The following is a 21,823-nucleotide window of genomic DNA, read 5'->3' as shown; positions in this document are numbered from 1 at the left end:
GGTGCGTTATATAACACCAAAAACCAAGTGCCTTATGCCCTGCCCGAGCATAAAACCCGCAGCACCTTTAAAACATCGTCCAGTGTCGGCGGGCAGAACTTCAATGAATGGCGCTTTGACGACAAAATAAATAACGAACAAGTCTATCTTCATGCCGCCAAAGATCTCGATACCACCGTACAAAACATCCGCACCCAGGAAATACTGAATGCCGATCACCTTACTGTCCACGATTGCCGCTATCAGGAAATCAAAGTTGATGATCACTGCACGGTAAACGGAAATCAGTTCGAAAAGGTCGGCGGAGATAACCATCACGAGACTGCAGGCACGCAGCAGACCAAAATTGGCAGCAAACACCTTACCGAAGCGGGCAGTGAAATCCACATCAAAGTGGGCAATAAAGCAGTGATTGAAGCCGGATCCGAAATCACCCTGAAAGGCGGCGGCAGTTTCGTGAAAATCGACCCATCCGGCATCAAGCTGAATTCTGACGGCAGCGCGGGAAGGGGGAGTGGCTACGGAGGCCAGTCGCCACAATTGCCGAGAGTGATTGGTCAGGCTGACGCACTGGCCGCATCAACCGCGATGCAGGTACAAACAGTGGCGTCGTCTATGTCTCTGGCCGCGTTTGGGAATATGGCGAAAAGGGCCGTTGCACCAGTAAACAGTAACTCATTAATGACTGATGATGCGTTGATCGCACATTGTGAGAAACAAGCCGATGGTTCGTGCCCATTGTCTGATTGCCCTTGTTTAAAGACAAATAAGGGGGCGTAATGGTCGATAAATTCTCAGATGTATTGATATCACATTGTCCGTTATATCTGGTGCTTGATACTGCATCTTATGATCCGGGGTTACTAACCAAAATATACAATATTGATCCAATGCCAGAGCTGGATTTCTTATTTTCGGCAACGCAATACCATTCATTGGCAATGGATGGCCCTGTCATCGTACAAAGCACCGAGAGGTTGCTTGAATTCTTTATCAATGAATTTATCACCGGTGGTTATGCCGGTTTCGCGGTGCAGGCAAAGTTAGAACAAAGTGAGGTTGCAGAGCACTTGAAGCGAAACCTAACGGTTTGTGCTGATGGGAAAGAGTGTCTGTTTCGATTTTATGAGCCGCGTTATTTATCAGCAATTTTATCAGATGTGGTGCCTGAGCAAAGACAGTATCTAATGGGGAATGTGGAAGCGCGCTGGATTTGGCCACACCGATATGAAAATGAAATTATGGGTTGGGAGTATGCTGATAACTTGCCTGATCCTCAGATTGATACAACCTCAAGCCGATTAGCATTAACCCCCAGCCAATTGGCACAGCTACAACAAAGCCAAAATACCATCGTTATTGATAATGTCGCAATGAAGCTGAAAGGCAAAGCTGAACTCGCTAACCTGAGCTTAGAGAAACGGCATCAGTTGATAATGTCATGGCTTATGCCTTTATTGTCCAAGAGCCCAATCAACCCTCTCAGAGCGGAGCAATTCTGCTTGGGGCTTAATGATCTAACGCCAGATAGTCAAAAAGCGTTGCTGATGGAAATAACACAACGCGGATATGAAATAAAAGCCGCATTGGCATTAGTTAAAAAGTATCAAATAAAGGAAAAGAATAATGTCATCCAATTCACCTCGGCACGCATGTGATCAAGGCTGTGACTTAATTATTGAAGTGCTGGGGCTTGTTGATGAAAAGCAAAAACTGGTGCTGCTTAGAAACAATAAATTATTTCTGCCGTTTGAAAAATCAGTGACGACCAACGATAGCACGAAATTTATTGTTGATGACTATATGGCTTGCGATCAACAAACAAACGCGAGAGATGTGATTGCAATTAATACAGGCAGTGATAATAAGCCTTATTACGTTCCTTTAACGGGCGGGGTGATGTTAAATCCGGCCCGCCCGGCAAAAGACGGAAAACGGGAACAAGCCCGGATCAATGCCGCGGTTCCCTATACCTCATTAGATGCCCATATGCTGACGCAGCAGGCCGGCAGTGATAATCAGGCATTAGAGAAAATAATCGCCTTACCTCAGGGGTTTCTTTATGTCTTCAACAATGGTCGGTTATGGCGTGAGATCGTTATTGATTACAGTCAAGACAACTGTCTAACCTTTACCGATCTGGATATAGCAACATGGCGTGAACAATGGCAAGAAGATCAGCCGCACCTGCCAAGGGTCATAGCAGGGCAGGCGCAAGATACCATCTGGTTTCCGCAAGATATCTCAGCGATAAGCGGGGAGAAGAAAAACCAGATAGATTTTGCCTTTTCATCAGAGCCATGGAGCAGCGCCTATATCAACTGGTTGGAAAAAGGAAAGGATCGATATTTATCTCGTACACAATCTCCAGTGAGGTTGTTTGAACAATTTTGGAAAGAAAAATTTGATCCCAGAACCGCGCATTACGCCGCCCCCGTTAATGACATAAAACCCCAGACCCCCCGACAACCGATTATTGAACAAGCTCTGCTACAGCCAACACATTTCCTGCACGATTTAAGTGGTCAATACCCACGAGAACAAAAGAATAAGTCGGAATCAGCAGTAAAAGCGATATCCGATCCGAAGACGTTTAATGCTGAAAAACTGGCAGAGTTAGAGCCTGAATTTGTATTACCGGCGTTATCTAAACAGGTCAGTAAGGCCGGGCCAAAAAAAGATCAGAAAGCGGAGATACCGGCAACAGAGATAGGTGAAGTAGCAACGGGTGATTGCTTTACACGGGTTCGCGATAAAGCCATTCACGGCTTTATGGTCGCAGACGTGCGCGGCGCGATACACCAATATTTAAGTCAGATGGAATCGAGTGCGGGATGCCTGTCACTATTGTGTGAAGCGTGTTACTACACCCCTTATGGTACCAGTTCCATGTTGGTTAATTCCCTGGTAAGGGCGAGTAAAACCGGCACGCAAGACAATCCGTATCACAGCGATAAAATCAACTTACAACCCGGAACAGTGTTTGCGTCGGGCATCATGCTTTATGAGCGTTGGGTAATGCACCAAAATCTATCATCGGCGATGGCTTCTCTTTACCGGTTAGTCAGCGATACGCCGCTTGTTATTAATAGTTTGAGAGACTTATTCTCGTTAGATGATGCCGATTACATTGCCGGTTTTATGGAAGTTCCGGCTTTGCTGGCAGCGCTCAATATCAAGGTTGAAGACATTGATAAGCTGGCAACCAAAGATGAGCTTAAATGGGTACGCAATGACAGCGCGTTACAAGGTTCAGGGGCTGATTTTAAGAAGCAGTTAAGTCTGAGCGGCATTTTTGATTTTATGGGGGTATCAGAGGAAAACTGCACTGCCGGTAACGACGGTAGCGGGCTATTCAGGCCGCACGATTTTGAAAAAATATGCGATGTCAATCATGCGATCTGGAAGAAAAGCCAGTTTGATACGCCTTATCCAGCATTGTTTATGCAAAGGGAAAAAGAACAACAGCAGGCCATGGCAGTGGTCGAAAAGAAACTGGTTGAGCAACAACGACATTCAAATGTTGCTGGCGATTTGATGTATGAAATGGCGGTTACCAGCTTCGGTCTAATGCGACGTGTTACTGGCGGGACGACGGCATTAATCAGTGAATATATGAATGCGTACGCAAAGGAGTTGTTAGAAAAAGCGAAGGAAAATGGAACAAAAAAACAGTTTCTAACCTCTCATATTTATACCGGTACAAAAAAAATAAAGTCGGCAATTTATTTGAACAGCTGCAAAATAGTGACGCAAATCTGAGAGCAAAGAATGCACTGCTATCGCCATTAAATGCAATTACCGATCTGAAACAAATAAACGTTCAAACGTCTAAGCAACTAAAAAAACAAGGTGTACCTGTATTAAGGAGTACTGATAACAGTCGGTTTTATTCCGGTAGTGAATTAGTCGCTTCTAATAATCCTCGTGATTTAAAACTGGCACAAAAGACAGGTCATCAACGAAATATTTTAGCAACCTATGTTGAGGTAGACACAAAGCGTGAAAATATTGCTCTGCGAATCTGGTGGGATCATGCTAAAGGAATACTGACAGGGTTAACGTTAATTGACACGATTAATTTGATGTATGCAATTAAAGATTATGCTAATACTTATAAGGAAAGTGGAGAGCATGATATATATTTAGTAACCTCCATAGGTAGCGCTTTAGGCGATTTGACTGTAACAAGTTTGACGCTGTATCGGGAAGTCATGCCGCTATCGAAGGTATCGTTGAAGGTGAGTTCTGAGTGGTTTGCAATTGATAATAAATATTTAAAAAATTCAATAAGTTTTTCTCGCTTAAAAGTTGCAGGTTTAGTTGCTGGCGGGCTAACCGCGATACTTGATATCTGGCAAGGTGTTCGGTTAATTGACGATAAAGATAACGATGCGGGTATCGCGTCAATCTTTGCCGGGGTAGGGATGGGCATTGCAATGGGAAGTGAGCTTCTTGCCAGTACTGCGCTACTTGCCGCTATGGGGCTAACGCCTCTGGGTTTATTATCATTAGGTCTATTTTTAGGTGCTGGTGGAATGTTCTTGAGGGAGTTATGGAAAGATAACAAAGTGGATAAATGGCTAATAGGTCAAGAAGATAAATCAATTGAACCTTCACCGTTTTATACCGGTATTGAAAATGAGAAAAGTGAAATTGAATTGATTGCTGAACTATTTCGCTTAATCGAAATAGATACATCATTTAGAGACGAGAGAGACAGTTCAATGACAATTGCTTCAGGCCTGTTATCTCATCCGTCTATGTCGCTACTCACATTCAACAAAAACCCAATCATATCAATGGAGTTAGAAAAACGTTTTCGGTTATCGAGTGCAAGAAATCAGCGCTCATTCATAACGCCAATGGTAAAGGGGAAATGGTTGAATGGTAATGAGGGGCAAATTATTGGCTTTGATTGTTTGTATCACCAGAACGAGATAGCAGCAAAATATTCACTATCAACAGTAGCAGCACGCTGGCAAGGTGAACTTGTTTTGTTTGACATAAATCAAAACAAGTTTGTCCCCCAAAAGCTGGTTTTTAGTTATAAAAAGAATGACAGCGAACAACAATATAATGATGGAAAACTAGAAATAGAGTGGCTAGCATAATGGAAGAGAATTACTATCAAGATACCGCCTTCAATAGTCGCACCGCCGACTTACAGCGGCCGTGGAATAATACAACGTTTGATATTCGACTGGCGGGCAGGCGGCAGCCGTGGCTGAAGGTCTATAGTCGGCAATTGCCGATGAAGTTTGTTGATGATTGGCTGTTAAACAAAGAGTCTTTCATTAAGGTTCAGCATTTAATGAACCATGAAAGCTTTAACTTTATCACCACCAAAGGTGGCTGGGCTTTATTGCATACCTGGTTAAAGATTTTCTCTGTGTTTACATCAATTTTTTTTATACCGTTAATTGGAACCTTTGCTGTTACTATTTATTTCGCTGATGGTGAAGGGATAACTTTATTAATCACCCTAAGGGGGTGGCTAGATTGGTTTGTTTTTTCGGTGTTGTTTTTTCTTGTCAATATACTGCTGCTGTGGGCAGTTAAAAAGACCAAACCCCTTGCGATGAGTAACTTTGTTAAAGGATATAAAACCCTTTTCAGAAGAACTGGTGAAGTAGGGTTTTGGAATAATAAAAAATTCGACAAACAAGATATTAAAAACTTTGACTCTTATTCCATTCATCTTCGAGATCGATACATGATTAGCAGTTTTAATCATGAGATCCGCAACCGTTATAGTGGTGATGGTTTTGGTATGATCTTTTCATCAGTTCGTAGTCATTCAAATAATTTTATCGAATGGGAATTCATCCGCCAGTACATGGATATAAGCCAGCCGTTGCCTGATATTCCCCAGCTAGAGTATTGCCGCCACCTTGACCCGGTCACTGCCGAATACGATAAAAAAGGTAAACGCCGCTTACCCAGCGGCCAAAAATGCCCCGCTGATTTTTGGCGCAAGATGGACAAAGCAACCTTCGAAAAGAAGTATCGAAAGATGTTTGAGAATGCAGGAAAAGATATCAATTGGCAAAACAAGCGTTGCATTCTAACAGGCAAGCTGGGTACGAAAATTTAATGTTTACATTATGAAAAAGTTTAACCTATGGCTGAAGTAACATTACTGATGATATTGGCTGCTTGTCAGTAATGAGTTGGTTGTTACAGAGGTAGTTTATGCCGACTCATGCTCTTGTTGTTGATTAGCCTATGCTGCAAAGGACTTGTTATCACTTTTCAGCAACTACCTCTGTAAGTGATTGATAGCGAGCAAAAATATAATGATGGAAAACTAGAAATAGAGTGGCTAGCATAATGAATGACAATTATTACCAGGATACCGCCTTCAACAGTAGCACCGCCGAGTTACAACGGCCTTGGGATAATACAACGTTTGATATTCGACTGGCGGGTAGACGGCAGCCGTGGCTGAAGGACTATAGTCGGCAGTTGCCGATGAAGTTTGTTGAAGATTGGCTGTTAAACAAAGCGTCTTTCATTAAGGTTCAGCATTTAATGAACCATGAAAGCTTTAACTTCATTACCACCAAAGGTGGCTGGGCTTTATTACACACCTGGATGAAAATTTTCTTTCTACTTTCGTCATTTTTTTTATACCGTTAATAGGTACCATGGTTATTTATGTATACGCTGCTGATGGTAAAGATGTGACTATATTAATCACACTTGGTGGTTGGGTGGATTTGTTTGTTTTTTCGGTGCAATTTTTTCTTGTCAATATACTGCTGCTGTGGGCAGTTAAAATAACCAAGCCTCTTGAAATGAACAATTATGTTAAAGATTATGTGACATTATTTAGAAGAACCGGCGAGGTGGGGTTTTGGAATAATAAAAAACTCATTAAGCAAGATATTAAAGACTTTGATTCCTACTCTGTTCACCGTCGCGACCGATATATGATTAGCAGTTTTGATCATGACATCCGTAATCGTTATAGTGGTAAACCTATAGGTGTGTCTTTTTCAACCATTGAGTGTCATGCCAGTAATAATTTTATCGAGTGGGAGTTCATCCGCCAGTATATGGACATAAGCCAGCCGTTGCCTGATATCCCCCAGTTAGAGTACTGCCGCCACCTTGACCCGGTCACTGCCGAATACGATAAAAAAGGCAAGCGACGCTTACCCAGCGGCCAGAAATGCCCTGCTGATTTTTGGCGCAAGATGGACAAAGCAACCTTCGATAAAAAATACCGCAAGATGTTTGATAATGCAGGTAAAGATATCAACTGGCAAAAAAAGCGCTGTATTCTAACAGACAAGTTAGGTACGGAAATCTAACATTTTTAAAAAGGATTTACCTATGCCTAAGCAGCATTATTGGGTGATATCGGCACCCAGCATGATGGTTTTCATCCATCCCCGATCATTTCGGCCAGCTCAGACGTCTTCATTGATGGCCGTCCAGTGGCCCGCAAGGGCGATGCATTAATGCCGCATATTAAACCCAAGCATCCGCCGCACCCGCGCAGCATCGCATCGGGTGTGGGGTCGGTATTGGTGAATGGTAAACCCATCGCCGTCGGCGGCTCTAAAATCAGCTGCGGCGGGAAAGTGTAGGCGGGCAGCTCGGTAAAAGCGGGCTAGTTACTTCAGCAAATGACCGAAAGAAATGATTTGATGTTAAGTCTGAAAGAGCATCAGATTATGACGCTGAATTTACCACCACTAAATTAGCCGGACACATTGTCGATATAAAGCCAAATGGGACACAGGATGATCGATTCGCGGGCATGGCGTGTGCCACGTCTGACGTCTTTGATGGCGTTGAGTTCAAACCCGTTGCAAGTGAGTTTGATCTCATCAGTGGATGCCTAGCAGTATCGGATGCCATTTATGTGGCGCTGGATGATCTGTTAGCCGACTTAACCAATATAACCACGCACTTTGCCACTGTGATTGCGGATAACCGAGTCTTTGAAGAAAAGAAAGGTAATCAGATTTTGGTCATGGAGCACATACTCCAGCTAACGGCTGCAGCCGCCAGCGACACGTTCAATTATCCCGCCGGTATCAGTACCGAGGCGATGAAGCGTGAATATTATGAGAAGGTGAGCCGTCTCTATGATTTAGAGCTGGAGTTACACAACTCAATTAATACCAGGCAATATGGTCAAATAGATCAAGCTCCGGTTCGGCAGCTAACAAATGAAATAGAACAGGAATATAACGCAAAACCGAATATGGAAGCGCTCCGCCCCTGGGTACTGCGAAAGAAATACCGTGAAGTGGTCGATTGGAAGCAAGCTCAGCAAGAATACGATGAAATCAAAACCGAATTGGAAAAGCGCTTTGAACATCAGCAGGCAGCCGCCAGAGATTTGCAGCATTGCTTAATACGTTTAGGCAACGATCCGAAGGCATGCTTTGTCGATAATCAGTGCCAGCGTGATCAAACCTATCTGCATTTCTTCATGGCAAATATCATTGAAGTGATCAGCCAAAATATCACCGAAGAAATGGCGCAGTGGATCCGTGACGAATTTGAATCTCCCACCAGTCTGGTGGCCCTTACCCTCTCTGGTTTTGATCTTGAGCTTCATCAGGTGATTGGCAAAGCCTTTCAGGCGGAAGATTCAAATCAGATACTGAAATATTCGGATCTGGGCAACTGGATTGCCAGGCGAAATGATATCGTCAACTTCATCGAGCACCCTGAAATACAGCATTCACCGTTCTGGTCAAAAATCAGTACCACACTTCAAAAAGTCATGACGGCATTTACTGCTGCCATTTCAGTGCCGGCGAATATATTAGCCCGACAAGTGGCTTCCATGAGTAGCGTTGTCGCCTACTTATCGCCGGCATTCACCATCAATCACCCAGACGCCACGCAGGCTTATCAATGGCGAAGATTGCTAGCCGAGCGATATGCCACTAATGTCGGACTCAAGGGAATTACCAAAAAACCGCTTTTGAGGTACCGTTGCTGGTAGCAACGACCGATCGCAATTTAACCCAAACGCTCAAGCATACTGTGACGCAGGCGATATTAACCAAGGGCAAAGCGCAGACTCAAGCTACCTGGAACAGGCTGGGGGAATTCGGCGGTATCGTCGCCGTTTTGAATATTATTGCGGTTAAAAACGCTTACAACGATATTCATGGCAAAGCGTATGTATCAGCGGAAGAAAAGCGACTGGTTAAACAAAGCCTCGGTTATGCCGCGGCTGCGATAGCCGGGGTTTTCCAAGGCAGTGCATGGGTGCAGATAAAAGGAAAAGAAGACGTTCTTAGCAAACCCGTAAGACTCTGGTTTAAAGCGGGGGCTGAAGAGTTAGCTGAGTTTAGTGATGACTTAATTAAGCAGGCCCGGCAGTTTTCGCGTTTTACACTGATTTCAGCTGGTTTTGGCCTGTTTGCGGCTGTAATTGAAGGTTGCGGCTTATATGAAGAGTTTAAAAGAACTGAAGGTATTGAACAGGGGCTAATTGGAATTAAAATTGGTTCCGTCGGAACCATGGGATTAATTAATGTTGCACAGTGCTATCGTTTTTTAACATGCAAGCTGATCGGGTCTCTGTTCGCGGGATGGATGGTGACAGGGCTATGGATTGCAGGCGCTATTTATCTAGTAGTCACGTTAATACAAAGTAATTTACGGAAAGATGAATATCAGAAATGGTTAATGGCAACCAAATGGGAAACCAGCCCGGGTTCAGATTGGTCATCTGATGATAGTCAGAAAATCATCCAAAAAACATTAGGTGACTTATACCGGATAATGCTGAAGCCAACATTGTACGTTAAATCTCCAATCACGGATTATAAATCCTCTGGCGTTACATATCCTCCTTCGGTAGGAATAAGTGAAAAGCTACACTTTAAACTCTATGTGCCTGCGGCTTTAAAAGATTCTGATATCACCGTTGAAATATATAGTGACTATATCGTCAGGGAATCAAAACGCTGTCGGTGGATTAAAAATGAGGATGACAACGTTTATATTCTTGAATTGACATTTTCCAAGCATGAGTTGTTACAAACACCAAAAGTCGCAGTGAGATATGGATATTCGAATGAGAATTACAATTTTTATCCATCATTGACCAGTGATGGTGCCTATTTAGAGCCTGTAGCTGAGAGTGTTGATGTTAGGCGAGTGTATAGAAATAAAATAGTCAAAAAACTGGTGATTGGTGGTGCATAATGGATATTGAAATAAGTAACCAGAAGAAAGTCAAAGAGTTCGAAACGCTACTAAAAGATAAGTTGTATTCTCAATCTTCAGTTTTAGATTGGGAGATTGTTCACTTCATGCAGATTTATAAAAATAAGTATGGTGAGCTTCTGATCACCGTCTTTTTTATAATACTGTTTGCAAGCTGGGTTGATTTTAGTGTTAACGATGAGGTTTCCTTTTTTATAATGTCAACATTTTTTTGTTGTTTAAGTGCTTTTTTATGGTATACAACCGGAAATAATAAAACACACTTTTACTATTATTTTACGGAATCAGGTTTTGTTAAATAATATCATGATGAGTTACCGCTCTGGCTTTATGCCGGGGTAAGAAAGCTATCTTATGTCGGGATGGCCATCTGTTTTCTGGCATTATTGATGGTAGGCCCGATGGCATTTGTGGGTGTCGGGGCGTTTGCGCTAATGAGCTTTGGAATGTCAAGTTTTGATAGGGTTACCCACTCTCTGCCTTGTTTATGGAAGGATGTTGAACGAATTAAATATAGTATAACCAAAAATAGATTAATGTTGATAGGAAGGCAGTTCTATCCCGAGTTGAAAAATCGTGACGGTAGTGATTACTATAATACTAGGTCCTGTATTATTGTATGCTCAGAAGGTGAGCTTGACACTATTATGGAAAAGACACTGCAATTAATCGGTCGCGATATCAAAATTACTCATGATGAAGAGTTTTTGTAGCGTGAAATGGTATCTGAGAAAAAAGTTGTAAGCTTCAGTTAACAAATGGGTTGCCGGATAAACAAAAGAAATATCAGAAATGGCTAATGGCAACCAGATGGGGAGCCCGGCCAGATTCAGACTGGTCATCTGATGATAGTCAGAAAATCATCAAAAAAACATTAAGTGACTTATACCGGATAATGCTGAAGCCAACGCTATATGTTCAATCTCCAATCACAGATTATAAACCCTCTGGCGTTACGTATCCTCCTTCGGTAGGAATAAGTGAAAAGCTGGTCTTTAAACTCTATGTTCCTGCGGCTCTAAAAGATTCTGATATTAGTATTGAAATTTCAGCTGACTATACAGTCAGTGAAACAAAGCGCTCTCGCTGGGTTAAAAATGAGGATGACAACGCTTATATTCTTGAGTTGACATTTTCCAAGCATGAGTTGTTAAAAACACCAAGAGTTACAGTGAAATATGGGTTTTCAAATGAGGATTACAGTTATGGTTTTCATCCATTGTTAACCAATGATGGTTCCTATTTAGAACCTGTGGCCGAGAAGGTTGATGTTAGACGAACGTATAGAAGTAAAATAGTAAAAAACCTTGTGGTTGGTGGTGCATAATGGATATTGAAATAAGTAATCAAAAGAAAGTGAATGAGATTGAAAGTCAATTAAAAAATAAGTTGTATTCTCAATCTTCAGTTTTAGATTGGGAAATCGTTCACTTTATGAATATTGAAAAAAATAAGTACCTAGACTTTCTAGGTCCTATTTTTTTTATAACACTGTTTGCAACCTGGACTGATTTTAGTGTTAACGATGAAGTTTACACATTTTTTTAATGTCAACGTTTATTTGTTGTTTGGGTGCTTTTTTTTGGTATACAACGGGTAATAACAAAACGCACTTTCACTATTATTTTACGGAATCAGGCTTTGCTAAAGAATACCATGATGAGTTACCGCTCTGGCTTTATACCGGGGTAAGAAAGCTATCTTATGTCGGGATGGCCATCTGTTTTCTGGCATTATTTATGATAGGTCCGATGGCATTTATAGGTGTCGGGGCGTTTGCGCTAATGAGCTTTGGAATGTCAGGTTTTGACAGGGTAACACACGGTACGGGCTATTTATGGAAAGATGTTGAAGAAATAAAATACAGCTATTCACAAAATCGATTTATGTTGATGATAATGCGGAATTACCCAGAACTAAAAAATAGCGATGGCAGTGATTATTCTAGTTACGGAAGGATCAGAATTGTATGCCCGGAAGGTGAGCTGGACGTCATAATGGAAAAGACACTGCAGTTAATCGGCTGCGATATCGAAATCACTCATGATGAAGAGTTTTTGTAGCGTGAAATAATGGTATTTATAAAAGCAGAATAAGCTTCAGTTAACCGTTTGATTAACAGCCACCAACAAAAAAGGATTTACCTATGCCAAAAGTAGCACTATTGGGTGACATCGGCACCCAGCATGATGGTTTTCATCCATCCCCGATCATTTCGGCCAGCTCAGACGTCTTCATTGACGGCCGCCCAGTGGCCCGCCAGGGCGATGCATTAATGCCGCATATCAAACCCAAGCATCCGCCGCACCCGCGCAGCATCGCATCGGGTGTGGGGTCGGAATTGGTGAATGGTAAACCCATCGCCGTCGGCGGCTCTAAAATCAGCTGCGGTGGGAAAGTACAGGCGGGCAGCTCGGTAAAAGCGGGCTAGTTGCAGGGAGTGGTGAGTATCACTCCTAAAAAAAGAAAAACTTATTTTTGCGTCGCTGGGTTAATTCATCTTTTAGTACTTTTAAGGTTGATAGCAATTCGGTGAAATTTACGTGCCGTTGGTTGGGTTCACGCTGCATACCTGAAATAAGAATGGCTTGTAACGGCACATATTTTAAGTTCTTGTCGATAACCATTGGTGTTTCATTCGCGTTATGGCGAATGTTGAAAATTAATTTATACAGTAAAACACACAGCGAGTATTGATCGCTTTTAATTGTTGGTGCTGTTCCTGCTAAAACCTCTGGCGCAGCGTAATCCCCGCTCCATGCGTGGACTTTAGAAAAATCGATAGCACATCGGTTGTTTTTTTCGTTCACACTTCGACTGATACTGAAATCGAACAGGGTCAGATGGCCATTTTTATCAATCATAATATTTTCGGGCTTTATATCACCATGAATGACACCTTTTTTATGGCAATGGAGAACGGAAAATATCAATGATGATGCGAGTACAAAGCGCTCTTTTTCTTTGGTAATACCAAAAGGTGATGCGAGTAGCATCGATAATGGTTCGCCTTCCATTTTTGGCATCACGATAAATGCATTATGGCTTTGCTGGCAAATATCAATCTGGTTAATGGGTAAGATATTGGCGTGTTGCAGCTTTTGGGCCTGAGTAAACTCATTGACCAGCAGTAGTCCGGCATCGGTATATTCTAGCGCTTCTCGGGTCAGCATTTTGATCGCGAAATGGATCTGATTAACCCCTAAACTCAGTAGCAGTAAATCACTTGCCTGATAGACAACGCCCATTCCTCCCACGCCTAAAATCTTATTTAAGCGATAACGCTTATTTAATACCTCATCTTGCACGGGTAAACATGCTGACTGTTTTTTATCGGTTGGTGATAACGACAAGCTGGATTGTTCTGTCATGGGGTAACCTTGATCATAATGGCAGATAAATTGTCACTCGCTTCCGTTTGCAGCGCTTTTGATTTCAGTTTTTCAGAACCCTTTATGGGGCTGTCAGACGACATCGAGGCCTGAATCATTTTGGCTGTTAAGGCGTTATGAAGCCCATCCGTTGTGAGTAAGAAAGTATCATCGTTCTGAACAGCCAGGATGCAGTGTTCGATATTCAATTTACTTCCCATTCCAATTGCCCGGGTTAACACCGAACGACCATTGAGGCGCTGGCTATGATCTCTGGATACTTGATATAACCGGTTTCGCCGATAAAGGTAACAACGGGAATCGCCTGCCCACAAACAGGCGATATGTCCTTGGAAGGCGATAAGCAAACAGACAGTACTGCCAATGACTGCACTTTGAGACAGGGTCTTCTCCTGACTGAGATGATGATTGACGCGATAAAGCGCGTCTTTAATCATTGCTACTCGTTCTTCTAGTGAACCAGAAAAGATCTGATGCTGAATCGCCTCAATCACCATTCTGCTTGCTATCTCGCCATATTCATACCCGCCCATTCCATCAGCGATGACCCAGATATTTTCTGGGCCAAGTGACAGTACCGCATCTTCATTTTTGGCTCTGACTTTACCCACATGAGTAAAATGTGCAGAATGAAAATGTGTGCCCATAATTACGATAGCCTCTTAGGAAGTGTAAAGTTTTTTAGCAGCTTACGGTCAAATGGGGTTGGGGTGCGATCACTGTAAATAAGGTATTGAGCGTTCATCCCCTTGTTTTGCAGATCGATCTTGAGGACATCTTGCCCCTGATATTTGTTGACCTTGAAGCCGTCAAGGATCCGGAAAAATGCCCAGGGCCCAGTTGCTTGCTTACTCACGACATTTACACCACTTAAATCTTTAAGAACAAAGTTGACGAATTGGCGTTGTTCGCTGATTGGCCAGCTCAGCGATTTCTTCTGAATCGGACCGTGGCGATATAACACTGTCTGATCGCCATAGTTAAATTCGGCCTGCAAAGCGGTTGCATCCAGCTCAAATGGTGCGATTTTAAACCCGATTTTAGGCTGGGTTTTATTGCGGCCATAGAAGGTATGCTGAATTTGCAAGCCTTGTGAATACTGGTACATGAACTGCGTGGAAAGGCCAAGATCACGTCCATTTAAGGCGCTGAGCGATAATGACCCACCGCGGTTTTGTACAAATGGTGCTAATGTTGAACGATAGAACTTGTCCAGTACCCCGTCTTTCTGGAAGAAGGCATTGAAGTCTGCAATATTGACATCGCGGTTGCTGGTGGTGAATGGGTAACGACCTTTCAATGTTAAGGTGTACGGCACAATGACATGATCGTTATAGAGCATTTGTACGTGTTTCTGCGCTTCAGTTAATACAATATTCCACGCGTTATCGGCCACTTGATTCCACCATGAAGAAAGTGGCTGAGGCAAATTGCGGGCAGTGTTCCGTACTTTATCGATTTCGGATATTTTGCCTTGCATCCGTTTTCGGGCCGCATCGAAAGAAGATTGAGGCGTATTCAGGGAATGCTTAATGATCGATAGACTGCTGTTAAGATCGTTGATTGTGACCAGTGCATCTTGCAGGGGAATACTGGCCTCGATACCATCAGGAATCAGCGTATTTAACTTATCAAACTGATGAGAAACACTGCGCCTTGCGGTCCAGGTTTTATTGTCAGCTTTAGGCAGGGCTCCCGCAGCCAGTTTAGCCAGTCGTTTCGCTTTGTAGTTGGTAACGTGTTTAGACCCTTCTTCTAATCCGGCTTTCGTTCCATCCTTGGCTAATTGGCTTTCATCAACAAAGGTAGTGTTTTCTTTAATGAGTGCCAGCACTTTAACCACGGGCTGACCGGCTGCGGTGACACTTGTGGTTTGTGAGACCGCCTGATCGAGAGTCGACACCGGGATCACTTTCAGTTGATCAACAGCGTCCTGCCAGTAACGAAGGTAGTCTCGGAAATATAAATTTTCGACATCGGCATAGATTTCACGAATTTCTAATGCGCTCAGATCAGATGATGTTCCAACTACCCAGTTTTCATTAATTAGGCTTTTAACTTGCTCTAACCCTTTGCTTAAAAAGACACGTTGGTAGCCTTGCTGGCTATATAAACCGGGAATGACGACATCGACATTGGTGAATAAAATCTGATTTGGGCCTAAGTAGTCACTGAATCTAATATTGGAGAGTTTCTGGTTGCTCGCTTCTTCTTTAATTTGTTGATAAACCAGCTCCGGTGTACTTGCCTGGCGCAATAGCTTACGGGTTTTGGCAACCAAATTCTGATTCAGCGTTACAGGCTTAAAGCCGGCATTGAGCAAACGATTAAAGTGTCCCTGTAGTTCATTTTGTTCCGTCGCGGATCCACTGTAGCGATATGACCAGTTAACGGCTATCCATTCGCTCATAAACGCTTTATCCATGCGTTCCTGCATATTCATCATCAGGTAGGCGCGAAGCGATTTGGTCAGGAATTCACGATTTTGCTGGTTGCTCGAGATCTGATTCTCTAATTCACTGGTGATACGAGGTAACAGCAGTTCTTGTAATTGCTGATAGTAAACCGCTTCAGCAACGGAGGCGATTTTTGTTCCTTGATTTAATCCGGAATGTTTTTCGAGGTATTGGAGCTGATCCGGATTATAAATTTGAGTTGAATGGTAAAGCGTATTTAGTGCCGGAAGAAGTTCAATTTCATCGGCAAGGGGAGAAATATGCAGTAACTGATCCTGGTATTGGTTTTTCAGGGTTAGCATTGTTTGCTGTTTCTGGTGGTTACCCAAAAAACCGTTAACCCAGACGCTACCCAGTCCGATGATAATTAAAGCTGATGCAATATATACGGAGCGGTTAATCCACTTAATCTTTTGTTCATATTTTTCATCTAACGTGGCCAGTTCACTGTTCGGAAAGATAACATCATCTAATAAACGGCGAATAAAAAATCCTCGTTGATGGCGGCTAGTTGGCAGTACGCGTTGGCTCATGCTCAGGTTTTGGCCAATGACAGCAGTAGATTCGGTAATATCCGTTGTGGGTTCCGGAACTGATGTGAGGTAGAGGCCGCGCAGGTGCGTCGGGCGGTGGTAGCGTGTTTCAGAAAAGGACAATTCACAGAACAGGGCTAGCCGTTCAACAATGGAGCTGAGTTGACGGGGAAACTGGAGTAAATCAGAACGGCGTGCTAAGTCACGCTCAGCATGGAAGAGCGGAAGAAGCTGGGCGTTGAAGCGACGCAGTAGCTCTTCGAATTCAAATTTTACTTTTTCGGCCTGTTCGCCTTCGCCTTGGTTAAAGGTGACGCCAACCACCTGATCCATATCGTCGCGGTTAAGGTGGGCAAAAAACGCATCAAAGCCTGTAACCAAATCCGTTTTGGTTAATACCAGGTAGACCGGGATATCAGAATTTAGGTGGTGACGGATTTCTTGCAACCGTTCGCGTACATAGCGGGCATGCTGCTCAATTTCATTTTCATCCGGGTTTTGTAATGTCTGAATATCAATAGTGAGCAGCAGGCCATTTAGCGGTCTTCGACGACGTTTAGTTCGGAGCGTGTTGAGAAATTTGACCCAAACCGGCCCTTCGATGTTGGATTCTGGTTGATCGAAATACCGTCCGCCAGCGTCAACCAATACTGCATGGTTGGCAAAATACCATTCACAATGTTGGCTGCGTTGAATATCACGGGTGAACTTTCCGCTGGCTTGGTTCAGCGGGAAATCAAGTCCGGAGCATTCAAGTAATGTAGTCTTGCCGCTGCTTTGCGGACCGATAACCATATACCAGGGAAGCTGATACTTAACACGATCGTCAAGCCTACCGTATAGACCTGCCCGTTTGATGGTGGCAACGGCCTCATTGAGTCTATCGGTTAACGCATCGACTGTTTCACGGATTAAGGATTGCTGAGCAGCCTGAGCCTCTATTTCTGCGCGATCTTGAGCTGCCTGGGCCTGACGCTTTTTGATCTGGTGATGAATGCTGATGCATGCAGCCCAAACGATTAAAAGCACAAAACAGGCAACCATTTTATGGCTGGTAGCGGACAATATGGCGTTACCGGCGATGGCAACTTGGTCGCCCCATAGCACAAGTAATACGCACAAGGTAAGGGTCAGGAATAGACTCCAGCACCATACTTGCTTAAAGGTGTTCCATATTTTTTTAAATACAGCTTTCATTGCTTTTAACTTCCCTGTTCACTGATCTGTACGTAGTTGTCGATAACAAGTGCGGATTGCTGATCAAGTACGTAGTAAAAGCCGCTATACAGGGCGGCGAGACTAAGTATGACCAAGCAACCAATACCCAGCAGTGACGTTCTTCGTGTCAGTTTATGACGTTGAAGGCTTTTTGGTTCCCAGTTTGGGGATAGGGTGCTCGGGTTGTCTCCGCGCAACATGCGGATTTGCCGATACAAACTGTCGCGAATCGCCTCCAATTCTGTAAGACCTCGCGCAAGTACGCGATACTTCCCCTCAAAACCAAGGCTCAGGCAAAGGTACATTAGCTCAAGCAAATGGAGGTATTTAGCCGGGTTGCGTGTCAGACGTTCCAGCAGTAAAAAAAACTTCTCACCGCCATAGGTTTCATTATGGAAGGTACTGAGCATGGAATGCTGCGACCAGCCACTGTCATTTCCCCATGGGGTGGTCACCACTGTTTCATCAATGAAGGTACAAAGCACGTAGCGGGAAATAGCAAGCTGGCTATTGTCAATGCCAAGGTTAGTGGCCTGAAATTCGAATGCTTTAATTTCACCGACCAGCCGGCTTTGCAACAGTTCGATATCAAGGTGCATTTCCCGTTTTAATTCGGAGGGTAAGATCAGCAGAGATGAGGCAGCATCAATGAGTGGATTGATCCCGACAACACTTTGCTCCTCGGACTTGACGCGGGTGGCATATACCATTCGTTCTTGCAGATGCTCGAAATGCGGTGCGTTATCATTTGCTGTTAACGAAGGTGATGACTCGTACGGTGCATGGTTAATCAGTACTGTTCTATCTACTGCATTTGCAGATTTTGCAGGGATAAGTGAAGTATTCATATTAACTGTTCCTTATTGCCCAGAATTGAAGTGAAAGATCACTGTATTCGCCGGCGATATGAAAAGCGAAACCGCCGGACTGAGCAAGCTGGGCACGATCAGTGGTGTTGAGATCCAACGCGAAGTAACAGTAGTCCCCATGGTAAGGCACTTGGCGGGGAGCGACAGATAACGCGCGACAGCGAATGCCGGGTAACTGAAGATTGACAAGGTTACGGATTTTTTCGACAGGCCCCACTTTGAGCTTAGGTGGCAATTGTTTACGCAATGTTTCCGGGTCGATATTAGTACGGGCAGCCAAGATGAAAGAGGCTTCCATCAGGAGGTCTTTTTCATTAACGGGCGCAACAAGTACGCCATGTTTGCGAGTCTGCAATTCAATTTCAATCGCATTTTGTTTCAATGTCTGGGTAAGTTGATGTCGCAGTGCTCGCATGAGCTCGCGGAAACAGGATGCCTGATCATGGTGTTGATACTGCAAGCTGAGATCCGTGCGTCTGGTTTTCGGGGCATAGGTCGATAACTCCCCATGAAGTGAAGCTAAGTGAAGAAAGAGTTCTTCCGGATGATACGCCCCGCTGTGGTACAGATAGTGCAGGATCGGCTCATATTTATTTAACAGTTGGAGAAGAAGGAAATCACCGATCTCAGAGGTCGCATGACCCGATTGAATAATACGTTCAGCTAGCACGTTGGCGCGATGAGTCACCAGGTTCAGCGCTTCGCGCAAGATTTTCTGAATCACATCTGAGTGGCGTCCATTGATATAACTCGGTTCAAAGTAGCTCTCAAACTCAACCACCCCTTCAGGGGTGACTTGCTTGATTTTACACAGCTTCAATTTCACCCAATGGTTATCAATGGCACTTTCATCAAGGATCTGAAAATCGTGCTGGCCACATGTCAGGCTTTGAATGTTCTGCGTATGCGCATTATTATCTGCAATCGTGACATCAAAAGCGGTGAAGCGCGTTGATATATGGTTATCATCTTCGCGGCGACTTTCTGGTGTATTAAGGGTTGTCACGGGGAGTGACAGATACAGTGTCGCGCCATTTGCATCTTGTGTCGCTTGCCAGATCAGCGGTTTTGATTGGTGATTAATATCGAATAGCGTTCCATCAGGAAGGACACCTTTAGCTTCATTAATCAATACCTTGCCGACCGATAAATGGTGTAGGTCTATACTGAGGGAATAAAACCCCCAGTTAAAACGATTCTGATTCTGTGAACGAACCTGCAGCTGATGATGCATATAGCGTTCATGTTGCTGGAAATGCTGTGGTCGTAACAGCATCCCTTCTTGCCAAATGACCTTATACATATCTAAGAACCTTCGCCTTGCGATTGTAAATTGTTAGATTGTCCATGTTTGTTACGAAGTGAAACGCGCTTGATCCGAAAGATGCCGGAGTCAGTGATACCGAGTTCAACTTTTTGCAGCTCTTCTTTTTCCAGCGTTTGCAAAAAGCGCCATTCGGCATCATTGATTTGCTGATAGGCGCCAATAATCCCAATGAACCGGCTATTTTCATTGAGATTTAGCTTCATGTTATGTTTTTCGCCTGGGCGTAAAATAAGCTCTTCTTCAGCAATGAAATCAGGTCCCAGGGTTTTTTGGGTATTTTCGTAGAGGTCAAAAAACGTTGCATTTTCGAATCCTGTCGCTGCTTTCAGTTCCACTATTTTCACCACCATTGGTGATGGCCGCCCGGTTTGATCCGGATTAAGATCTGACGTGGCGATCAGTGTGAGATCAACCAGTGTGGGATCCGGCGTGCTGCTGCAGGCAAAAAGCAGACTGCAAAAGAGTAGTGGTATTAATCTTTTCATTGTTATCCTCATGCGCGTAAGGCTGTATTTAGCAGTTGTAAATGTGTTTCATAGTGTTTAGCAAAATCTTGCTCTAGCAAGGCATTACGCCATTCAGCATCATTCTGGATTTTTTCATGTAATTGCGAGTAAGCACGCCAGTATTTGGCGTCTGCACGGCCAAAGCTGGCTTTAACACCTTCCTGGATGAAACGGTAGGTCAGTGTTTGTGGCGACAGCTTTTCGATAAGCTCTTGCACCATATGTTGGCTGGCATCGTTGATGGCGAGCTGGTGGGCTTGAATATCATTGCAGCCCTGAGTAATGGCTTCTGGCCCAGTAAGAAAGCCCCTTTTTTTCGCCAGTAGTATATTGAGAGCCTCTGAGGCATCATGGCTGAACTTGAGCGGATTATTGCCTTGTCCCTGTATTGTTGTCGCTTTGCCGCGCAGGTTGTTTTTCATTTCCGCCCGGGTACGGAGCAATTGCTGCAGGCCGCCAACGGACTGACGTAAAAGTACGCCGATATCGTGCGCGAGCTGTTGCTGATCGCTTTGCTGGGGAAGGTCGACCCCCAGCCCTTTGCTTAACGCGCTGAGAATGGCGGAATCTGAGTACTGATGTGCGGTGGCCGCTCTGTGTCCCGTCTGTGATCGGGAAGACTGCTGATTAATCGGTTCTGCCTCAATATCGTTATTTATATTAACGTCATTGCTCTCATTATCCGGGTCATTGTTACTAACACCCTCGCTTTCATGGATGATTACGTCGCCATTAATCGTAAAGTCTTCTGGAATTTGGTCTAATCCTGCTTCATGGCGAACAGAGTGATCGAGCACGGGGGATGGAATATGCTCTTTAAGTAAACTGTCATCACTTTCTTTCTCTTCGGTTTGAGAAGCCGCTATTATTTGCAGGTTCTGCAGGTCTTGATCGCTTTCCAGTAATTCGTCAACCGGTTCATCGTCAAGGAAACTGTCATCTGGGATCAGGGCGCGAAGTGTTTCTTTGTCTGCAGCATATTGTTCTGGATCTTGTACCAGAGTGACTTGCATCAGGTAATTGCCTATCCTGAAGCTGTCGCCATGGTGGATGGGATGCGCTTCGCCTTTATTTAGCGGTGCATCCTCCCCATCAAGAAAGGTGCCGTTGGTACTGCTATCTGTGATGAAGTACGAATCGTCGTCAAAAGAAATCGTTGCGTGGATATTAGATATCTGGCGCTTGGTATCGGGCAGGAACCATTCGGCGTAGTCACCTCGGCCTATGGTGCCCCCCGCTTTTTTAAAGGTAAATGATGTTGTTAAATTGGCTGGGTAGTCATCAGCACTAATTATATTGAAGACGAGATCCAT

Annotated in this window: 23 protein-coding genes; 16 read left to right on the top strand and 7 right to left on the bottom strand. The window is 43.9% G+C overall.

Annotated features, from left to right (window positions below):
• From R3289_RS08175 to R3289_RS08100, 16 genes are all read left to right on the top strand, one after another.
• On the top strand, positions 1-780 hold a 780-nt coding region (locus R3289_RS08175), incomplete at its 5' end, for a bacteriophage T4 gp5 trimerisation domain-containing protein (RefSeq protein ID WP_413466686.1).
• On the top strand, positions 780-1,658 hold the full coding sequence (locus R3289_RS08170) for a DUF4123 domain-containing protein (protein ID WP_318925030.1): 879 nt from the start codon (positions 780-782) through the stop codon (positions 1,656-1,658). The genes R3289_RS08175 and R3289_RS08170, both read left to right, overlap by 1 nt.
• Positions 1,627-3,762, top strand: coding sequence for a hypothetical protein (locus R3289_RS08165; RefSeq protein WP_318925029.1), 2,136 nt, complete (start codon positions 1,627-1,629; stop codon positions 3,760-3,762). Before R3289_RS08170 ends, R3289_RS08165 begins: the two co-directional genes overlap by 32 nt.
• 323 nt (positions 3,763-4,085) lie before the next feature.
• A complete protein-coding gene (locus R3289_RS08160; protein WP_318925028.1) occupies positions 4,086-5,114 on the top strand; it encodes a hypothetical protein in 1,029 nt (342 codons plus the stop codon).
• A complete protein-coding gene (locus R3289_RS08155; protein ID WP_318925027.1) occupies positions 5,114-6,097 on the top strand; it encodes a hypothetical protein in 984 nt (327 codons plus the stop codon). The genes R3289_RS08160 and R3289_RS08155 overlap by 1 nt, the downstream gene beginning before the upstream one ends.
• A 236-nt stretch (positions 6,098-6,333) precedes the next feature.
• The gene (locus R3289_RS08150) at positions 6,334-6,642 is read left to right on the top strand and encodes a hypothetical protein (RefSeq protein ID WP_318925026.1); all 309 of its coding nucleotides are present in this window, start codon (positions 6,334-6,336) and stop codon (positions 6,640-6,642) included.
• Between the two features lie 44 nt (positions 6,643-6,686).
• Positions 6,687-7,319: a hypothetical protein gene (locus tag R3289_RS08145; protein WP_318925025.1), complete on the top strand. Its 633-nt coding sequence runs from the start codon at positions 6,687-6,689 to the stop codon at positions 7,317-7,319.
• A 39-nt stretch (positions 7,320-7,358) separates the two neighbouring features.
• Complete coding sequence (locus tag R3289_RS08140; protein WP_318925024.1) at positions 7,359-7,598, top strand: PAAR domain-containing protein; 240 nt, start codon at positions 7,359-7,361, stop codon at positions 7,596-7,598.
• 173 nt (positions 7,599-7,771) lie between these two features.
• Positions 7,772-8,974 (top strand): hypothetical protein, encoded by a 1,203-nt coding sequence (locus tag R3289_RS08135; RefSeq protein WP_318925023.1) that lies wholly within the window; start codon positions 7,772-7,774, stop codon positions 8,972-8,974.
• On the top strand, positions 8,965-10,188 hold the full coding sequence (locus tag R3289_RS08130) for a hypothetical protein (RefSeq protein ID WP_318925022.1): 1,224 nt from the start codon (positions 8,965-8,967) through the stop codon (positions 10,186-10,188). Before R3289_RS08135 ends, R3289_RS08130 begins: the two co-directional genes overlap by 10 nt.
• A complete protein-coding gene (locus R3289_RS08125) occupies positions 10,188-10,511 on the top strand; it encodes a hypothetical protein (RefSeq protein ID WP_318925021.1) in 324 nt (107 codons plus the stop codon). Before R3289_RS08130 ends, R3289_RS08125 begins: the two co-directional genes overlap by 1 nt.
• A gap of 99 nt (positions 10,512-10,610) precedes the next feature.
• Positions 10,611-10,922: a hypothetical protein gene (locus tag R3289_RS08120; protein ID WP_318925020.1), complete on the top strand. Its 312-nt coding sequence runs from the start codon at positions 10,611-10,613 to the stop codon at positions 10,920-10,922.
• A gap of 86 nt (positions 10,923-11,008) precedes the next feature.
• Positions 11,009-11,536: a hypothetical protein gene (locus tag R3289_RS08115; protein ID WP_318925019.1), complete on the top strand. Its 528-nt coding sequence runs from the start codon at positions 11,009-11,011 to the stop codon at positions 11,534-11,536.
• Complete coding sequence (locus R3289_RS08110; protein ID WP_318925018.1) at positions 11,536-11,757, top strand: hypothetical protein; 222 nt, start codon at positions 11,536-11,538, stop codon at positions 11,755-11,757. Before R3289_RS08115 ends, R3289_RS08110 begins: the two co-directional genes overlap by 1 nt.
• Positions 11,757-12,272 carry a hypothetical protein gene (locus R3289_RS08105; RefSeq protein WP_318925017.1) on the top strand — a complete coding sequence of 172 codons (516 nt, stop codon included), beginning with the start codon at positions 11,757-11,759 and terminating at the stop codon, positions 12,270-12,272. Before R3289_RS08110 ends, R3289_RS08105 begins: the two co-directional genes overlap by 1 nt.
• An 83-nt stretch (positions 12,273-12,355) precedes the next feature.
• Complete coding sequence (locus R3289_RS08100) at positions 12,356-12,640, top strand: type VI secretion system PAAR protein (protein WP_318925016.1); 285 nt, start codon at positions 12,356-12,358, stop codon at positions 12,638-12,640.
• 25 nt (positions 12,641-12,665) lie between these two features.
• On the opposite strand, the gene R3289_RS08095 is transcribed toward R3289_RS08100, so the two are convergent.
• From R3289_RS08095 to tagH, 7 genes are read right to left on the bottom strand one after another with little or no spacing between them, the layout of a single operon-like run.
• The gene (locus R3289_RS08095; RefSeq protein WP_318925015.1) at positions 12,666-13,580 is read right to left on the bottom strand and encodes a serine/threonine-protein kinase; all 915 of its coding nucleotides are present in this window, start codon (positions 13,578-13,580) and stop codon (positions 12,666-12,668) included.
• On the bottom strand, positions 13,577-14,248 hold the full coding sequence (locus R3289_RS08090) for a PP2C family protein-serine/threonine phosphatase (RefSeq protein ID WP_318925014.1): 672 nt from the start codon (positions 14,246-14,248) through the stop codon (positions 13,577-13,579). The genes R3289_RS08095 and R3289_RS08090 overlap by 4 nt, the downstream gene beginning before the upstream one ends.
• A 2-nt stretch (positions 14,249-14,250) precedes the next feature.
• Positions 14,251-17,787, bottom strand: a complete 3,537-nt coding sequence (gene tssM / locus R3289_RS08085) for a type VI secretion system membrane subunit TssM (protein WP_318925013.1) — start codon at positions 17,785-17,787, stop codon at positions 14,251-14,253.
• Positions 17,788-17,792: 5 nt separating this feature from the next.
• A complete protein-coding gene (icmH, locus tag R3289_RS08080; protein ID WP_318925012.1) occupies positions 17,793-18,656 on the bottom strand; it encodes a type IVB secretion system protein IcmH/DotU in 864 nt (287 codons plus the stop codon).
• Between the two features lies 1 nt (position 18,657).
• On the bottom strand, positions 18,658-19,980 hold the full coding sequence (tssK, locus tag R3289_RS08075; protein WP_318925011.1) for a type VI secretion system baseplate subunit TssK: 1,323 nt from the start codon (positions 19,978-19,980) through the stop codon (positions 18,658-18,660).
• Between the two features lie 2 nt (positions 19,981-19,982).
• A complete protein-coding gene (gene tssJ / locus R3289_RS08070; protein WP_318925010.1) occupies positions 19,983-20,489 on the bottom strand; it encodes a type VI secretion system lipoprotein TssJ in 507 nt (168 codons plus the stop codon).
• Positions 20,490-20,497: 8 nt separating this feature from the next.
• Positions 20,498-21,823: a type VI secretion system-associated FHA domain protein TagH gene (gene tagH, locus R3289_RS08065; RefSeq protein ID WP_318925009.1), complete on the bottom strand. Its 1,326-nt coding sequence runs from the start codon at positions 21,821-21,823 to the stop codon at positions 20,498-20,500.

This window comes from Photobacterium sp. (genome assembly GCF_033720175.1).
Classification (GTDB): domain Bacteria; phylum Pseudomonadota; class Gammaproteobacteria; order Enterobacterales; family Vibrionaceae; genus Photobacterium.
The sequence above is the reverse complement of the archived record's forward strand: the minus strand, read 5'-3'. Positions and strand labels throughout refer to the sequence as shown.

What these genes read in the sequence shown, in the direction of transcription:
- R3289_RS08115 (WP_318925019.1), top strand. Translation starts at nt 11,009, where the DNA reads ATGGCAACCAGATGGGGAGCCCGGCCAGATTCAGACTGGTCATCTGAT.
- R3289_RS08110 (WP_318925018.1), top strand. Translation starts at nt 11,536, where the DNA reads ATGGATATTGAAATAAGTAATCAAAAGAAAGTGAATGAGATTGAAAGT.
- R3289_RS08170 (WP_318925030.1), top strand. Translation starts at nt 780, where the DNA reads ATGGTCGATAAATTCTCAGATGTATTGATATCACATTGTCCGTTATAT.
- R3289_RS08095 (WP_318925015.1), bottom strand. Translation starts at nt 13,580, where the DNA reads ATGACAGAACAATCCAGCTTGTCGTTATCACCAACCGATAAAAAACAG.
- R3289_RS08165 (WP_318925029.1), top strand. Translation starts at nt 1,627, where the DNA reads ATGTCATCCAATTCACCTCGGCACGCATGTGATCAAGGCTGTGACTTA.
- R3289_RS08100 (WP_318925016.1), top strand. Translation starts at nt 12,356, where the DNA reads ATGCCAAAAGTAGCACTATTGGGTGACATCGGCACCCAGCATGATGGT.
- tssK (WP_318925011.1), bottom strand. Translation starts at nt 19,980, where the DNA reads ATGTATAAGGTCATTTGGCAAGAAGGGATGCTGTTACGACCACAGCAT.
- R3289_RS08150 (WP_318925026.1), top strand. Translation starts at nt 6,334, where the DNA reads ATGAATGACAATTATTACCAGGATACCGCCTTCAACAGTAGCACCGCC.
- R3289_RS08155 (WP_318925027.1), top strand. Translation starts at nt 5,114, where the DNA reads ATGGAAGAGAATTACTATCAAGATACCGCCTTCAATAGTCGCACCGCC.
- R3289_RS08125 (WP_318925021.1), top strand. Translation starts at nt 10,188, where the DNA reads ATGGATATTGAAATAAGTAACCAGAAGAAAGTCAAAGAGTTCGAAACG.
- R3289_RS08090 (WP_318925014.1), bottom strand. Translation starts at nt 14,248, where the DNA reads ATGGGCACACATTTTCATTCTGCACATTTTACTCATGTGGGTAAAGTC.
- R3289_RS08160 (WP_318925028.1), top strand. Translation starts at nt 4,086, where the DNA reads ATGTATGCAATTAAAGATTATGCTAATACTTATAAGGAAAGTGGAGAG.
- icmH (WP_318925012.1), bottom strand. Translation starts at nt 18,656, where the DNA reads ATGAATACTTCACTTATCCCTGCAAAATCTGCAAATGCAGTAGATAGA.
- tssM (WP_318925013.1), bottom strand. Translation starts at nt 17,787, where the DNA reads ATGAAAGCTGTATTTAAAAAAATATGGAACACCTTTAAGCAAGTATGG.
- tagH (WP_318925009.1), bottom strand. Translation starts at nt 21,823, where the DNA reads ATGGATCTCGTCTTCAATATAATTAGTGCTGATGACTACCCAGCCAAT.
- R3289_RS08135 (WP_318925023.1), top strand. Translation starts at nt 7,772, where the DNA reads ATGGCGTGTGCCACGTCTGACGTCTTTGATGGCGTTGAGTTCAAACCC.
- tssJ (WP_318925010.1), bottom strand. Translation starts at nt 20,489, where the DNA reads ATGAAAAGATTAATACCACTACTCTTTTGCAGTCTGCTTTTTGCCTGC.
- R3289_RS08120 (WP_318925020.1), top strand. Translation starts at nt 10,611, where the DNA reads ATGGCATTTGTGGGTGTCGGGGCGTTTGCGCTAATGAGCTTTGGAATG.
- R3289_RS08105 (WP_318925017.1), top strand. Translation starts at nt 11,757, where the DNA reads ATGTCAACGTTTATTTGTTGTTTGGGTGCTTTTTTTTGGTATACAACG.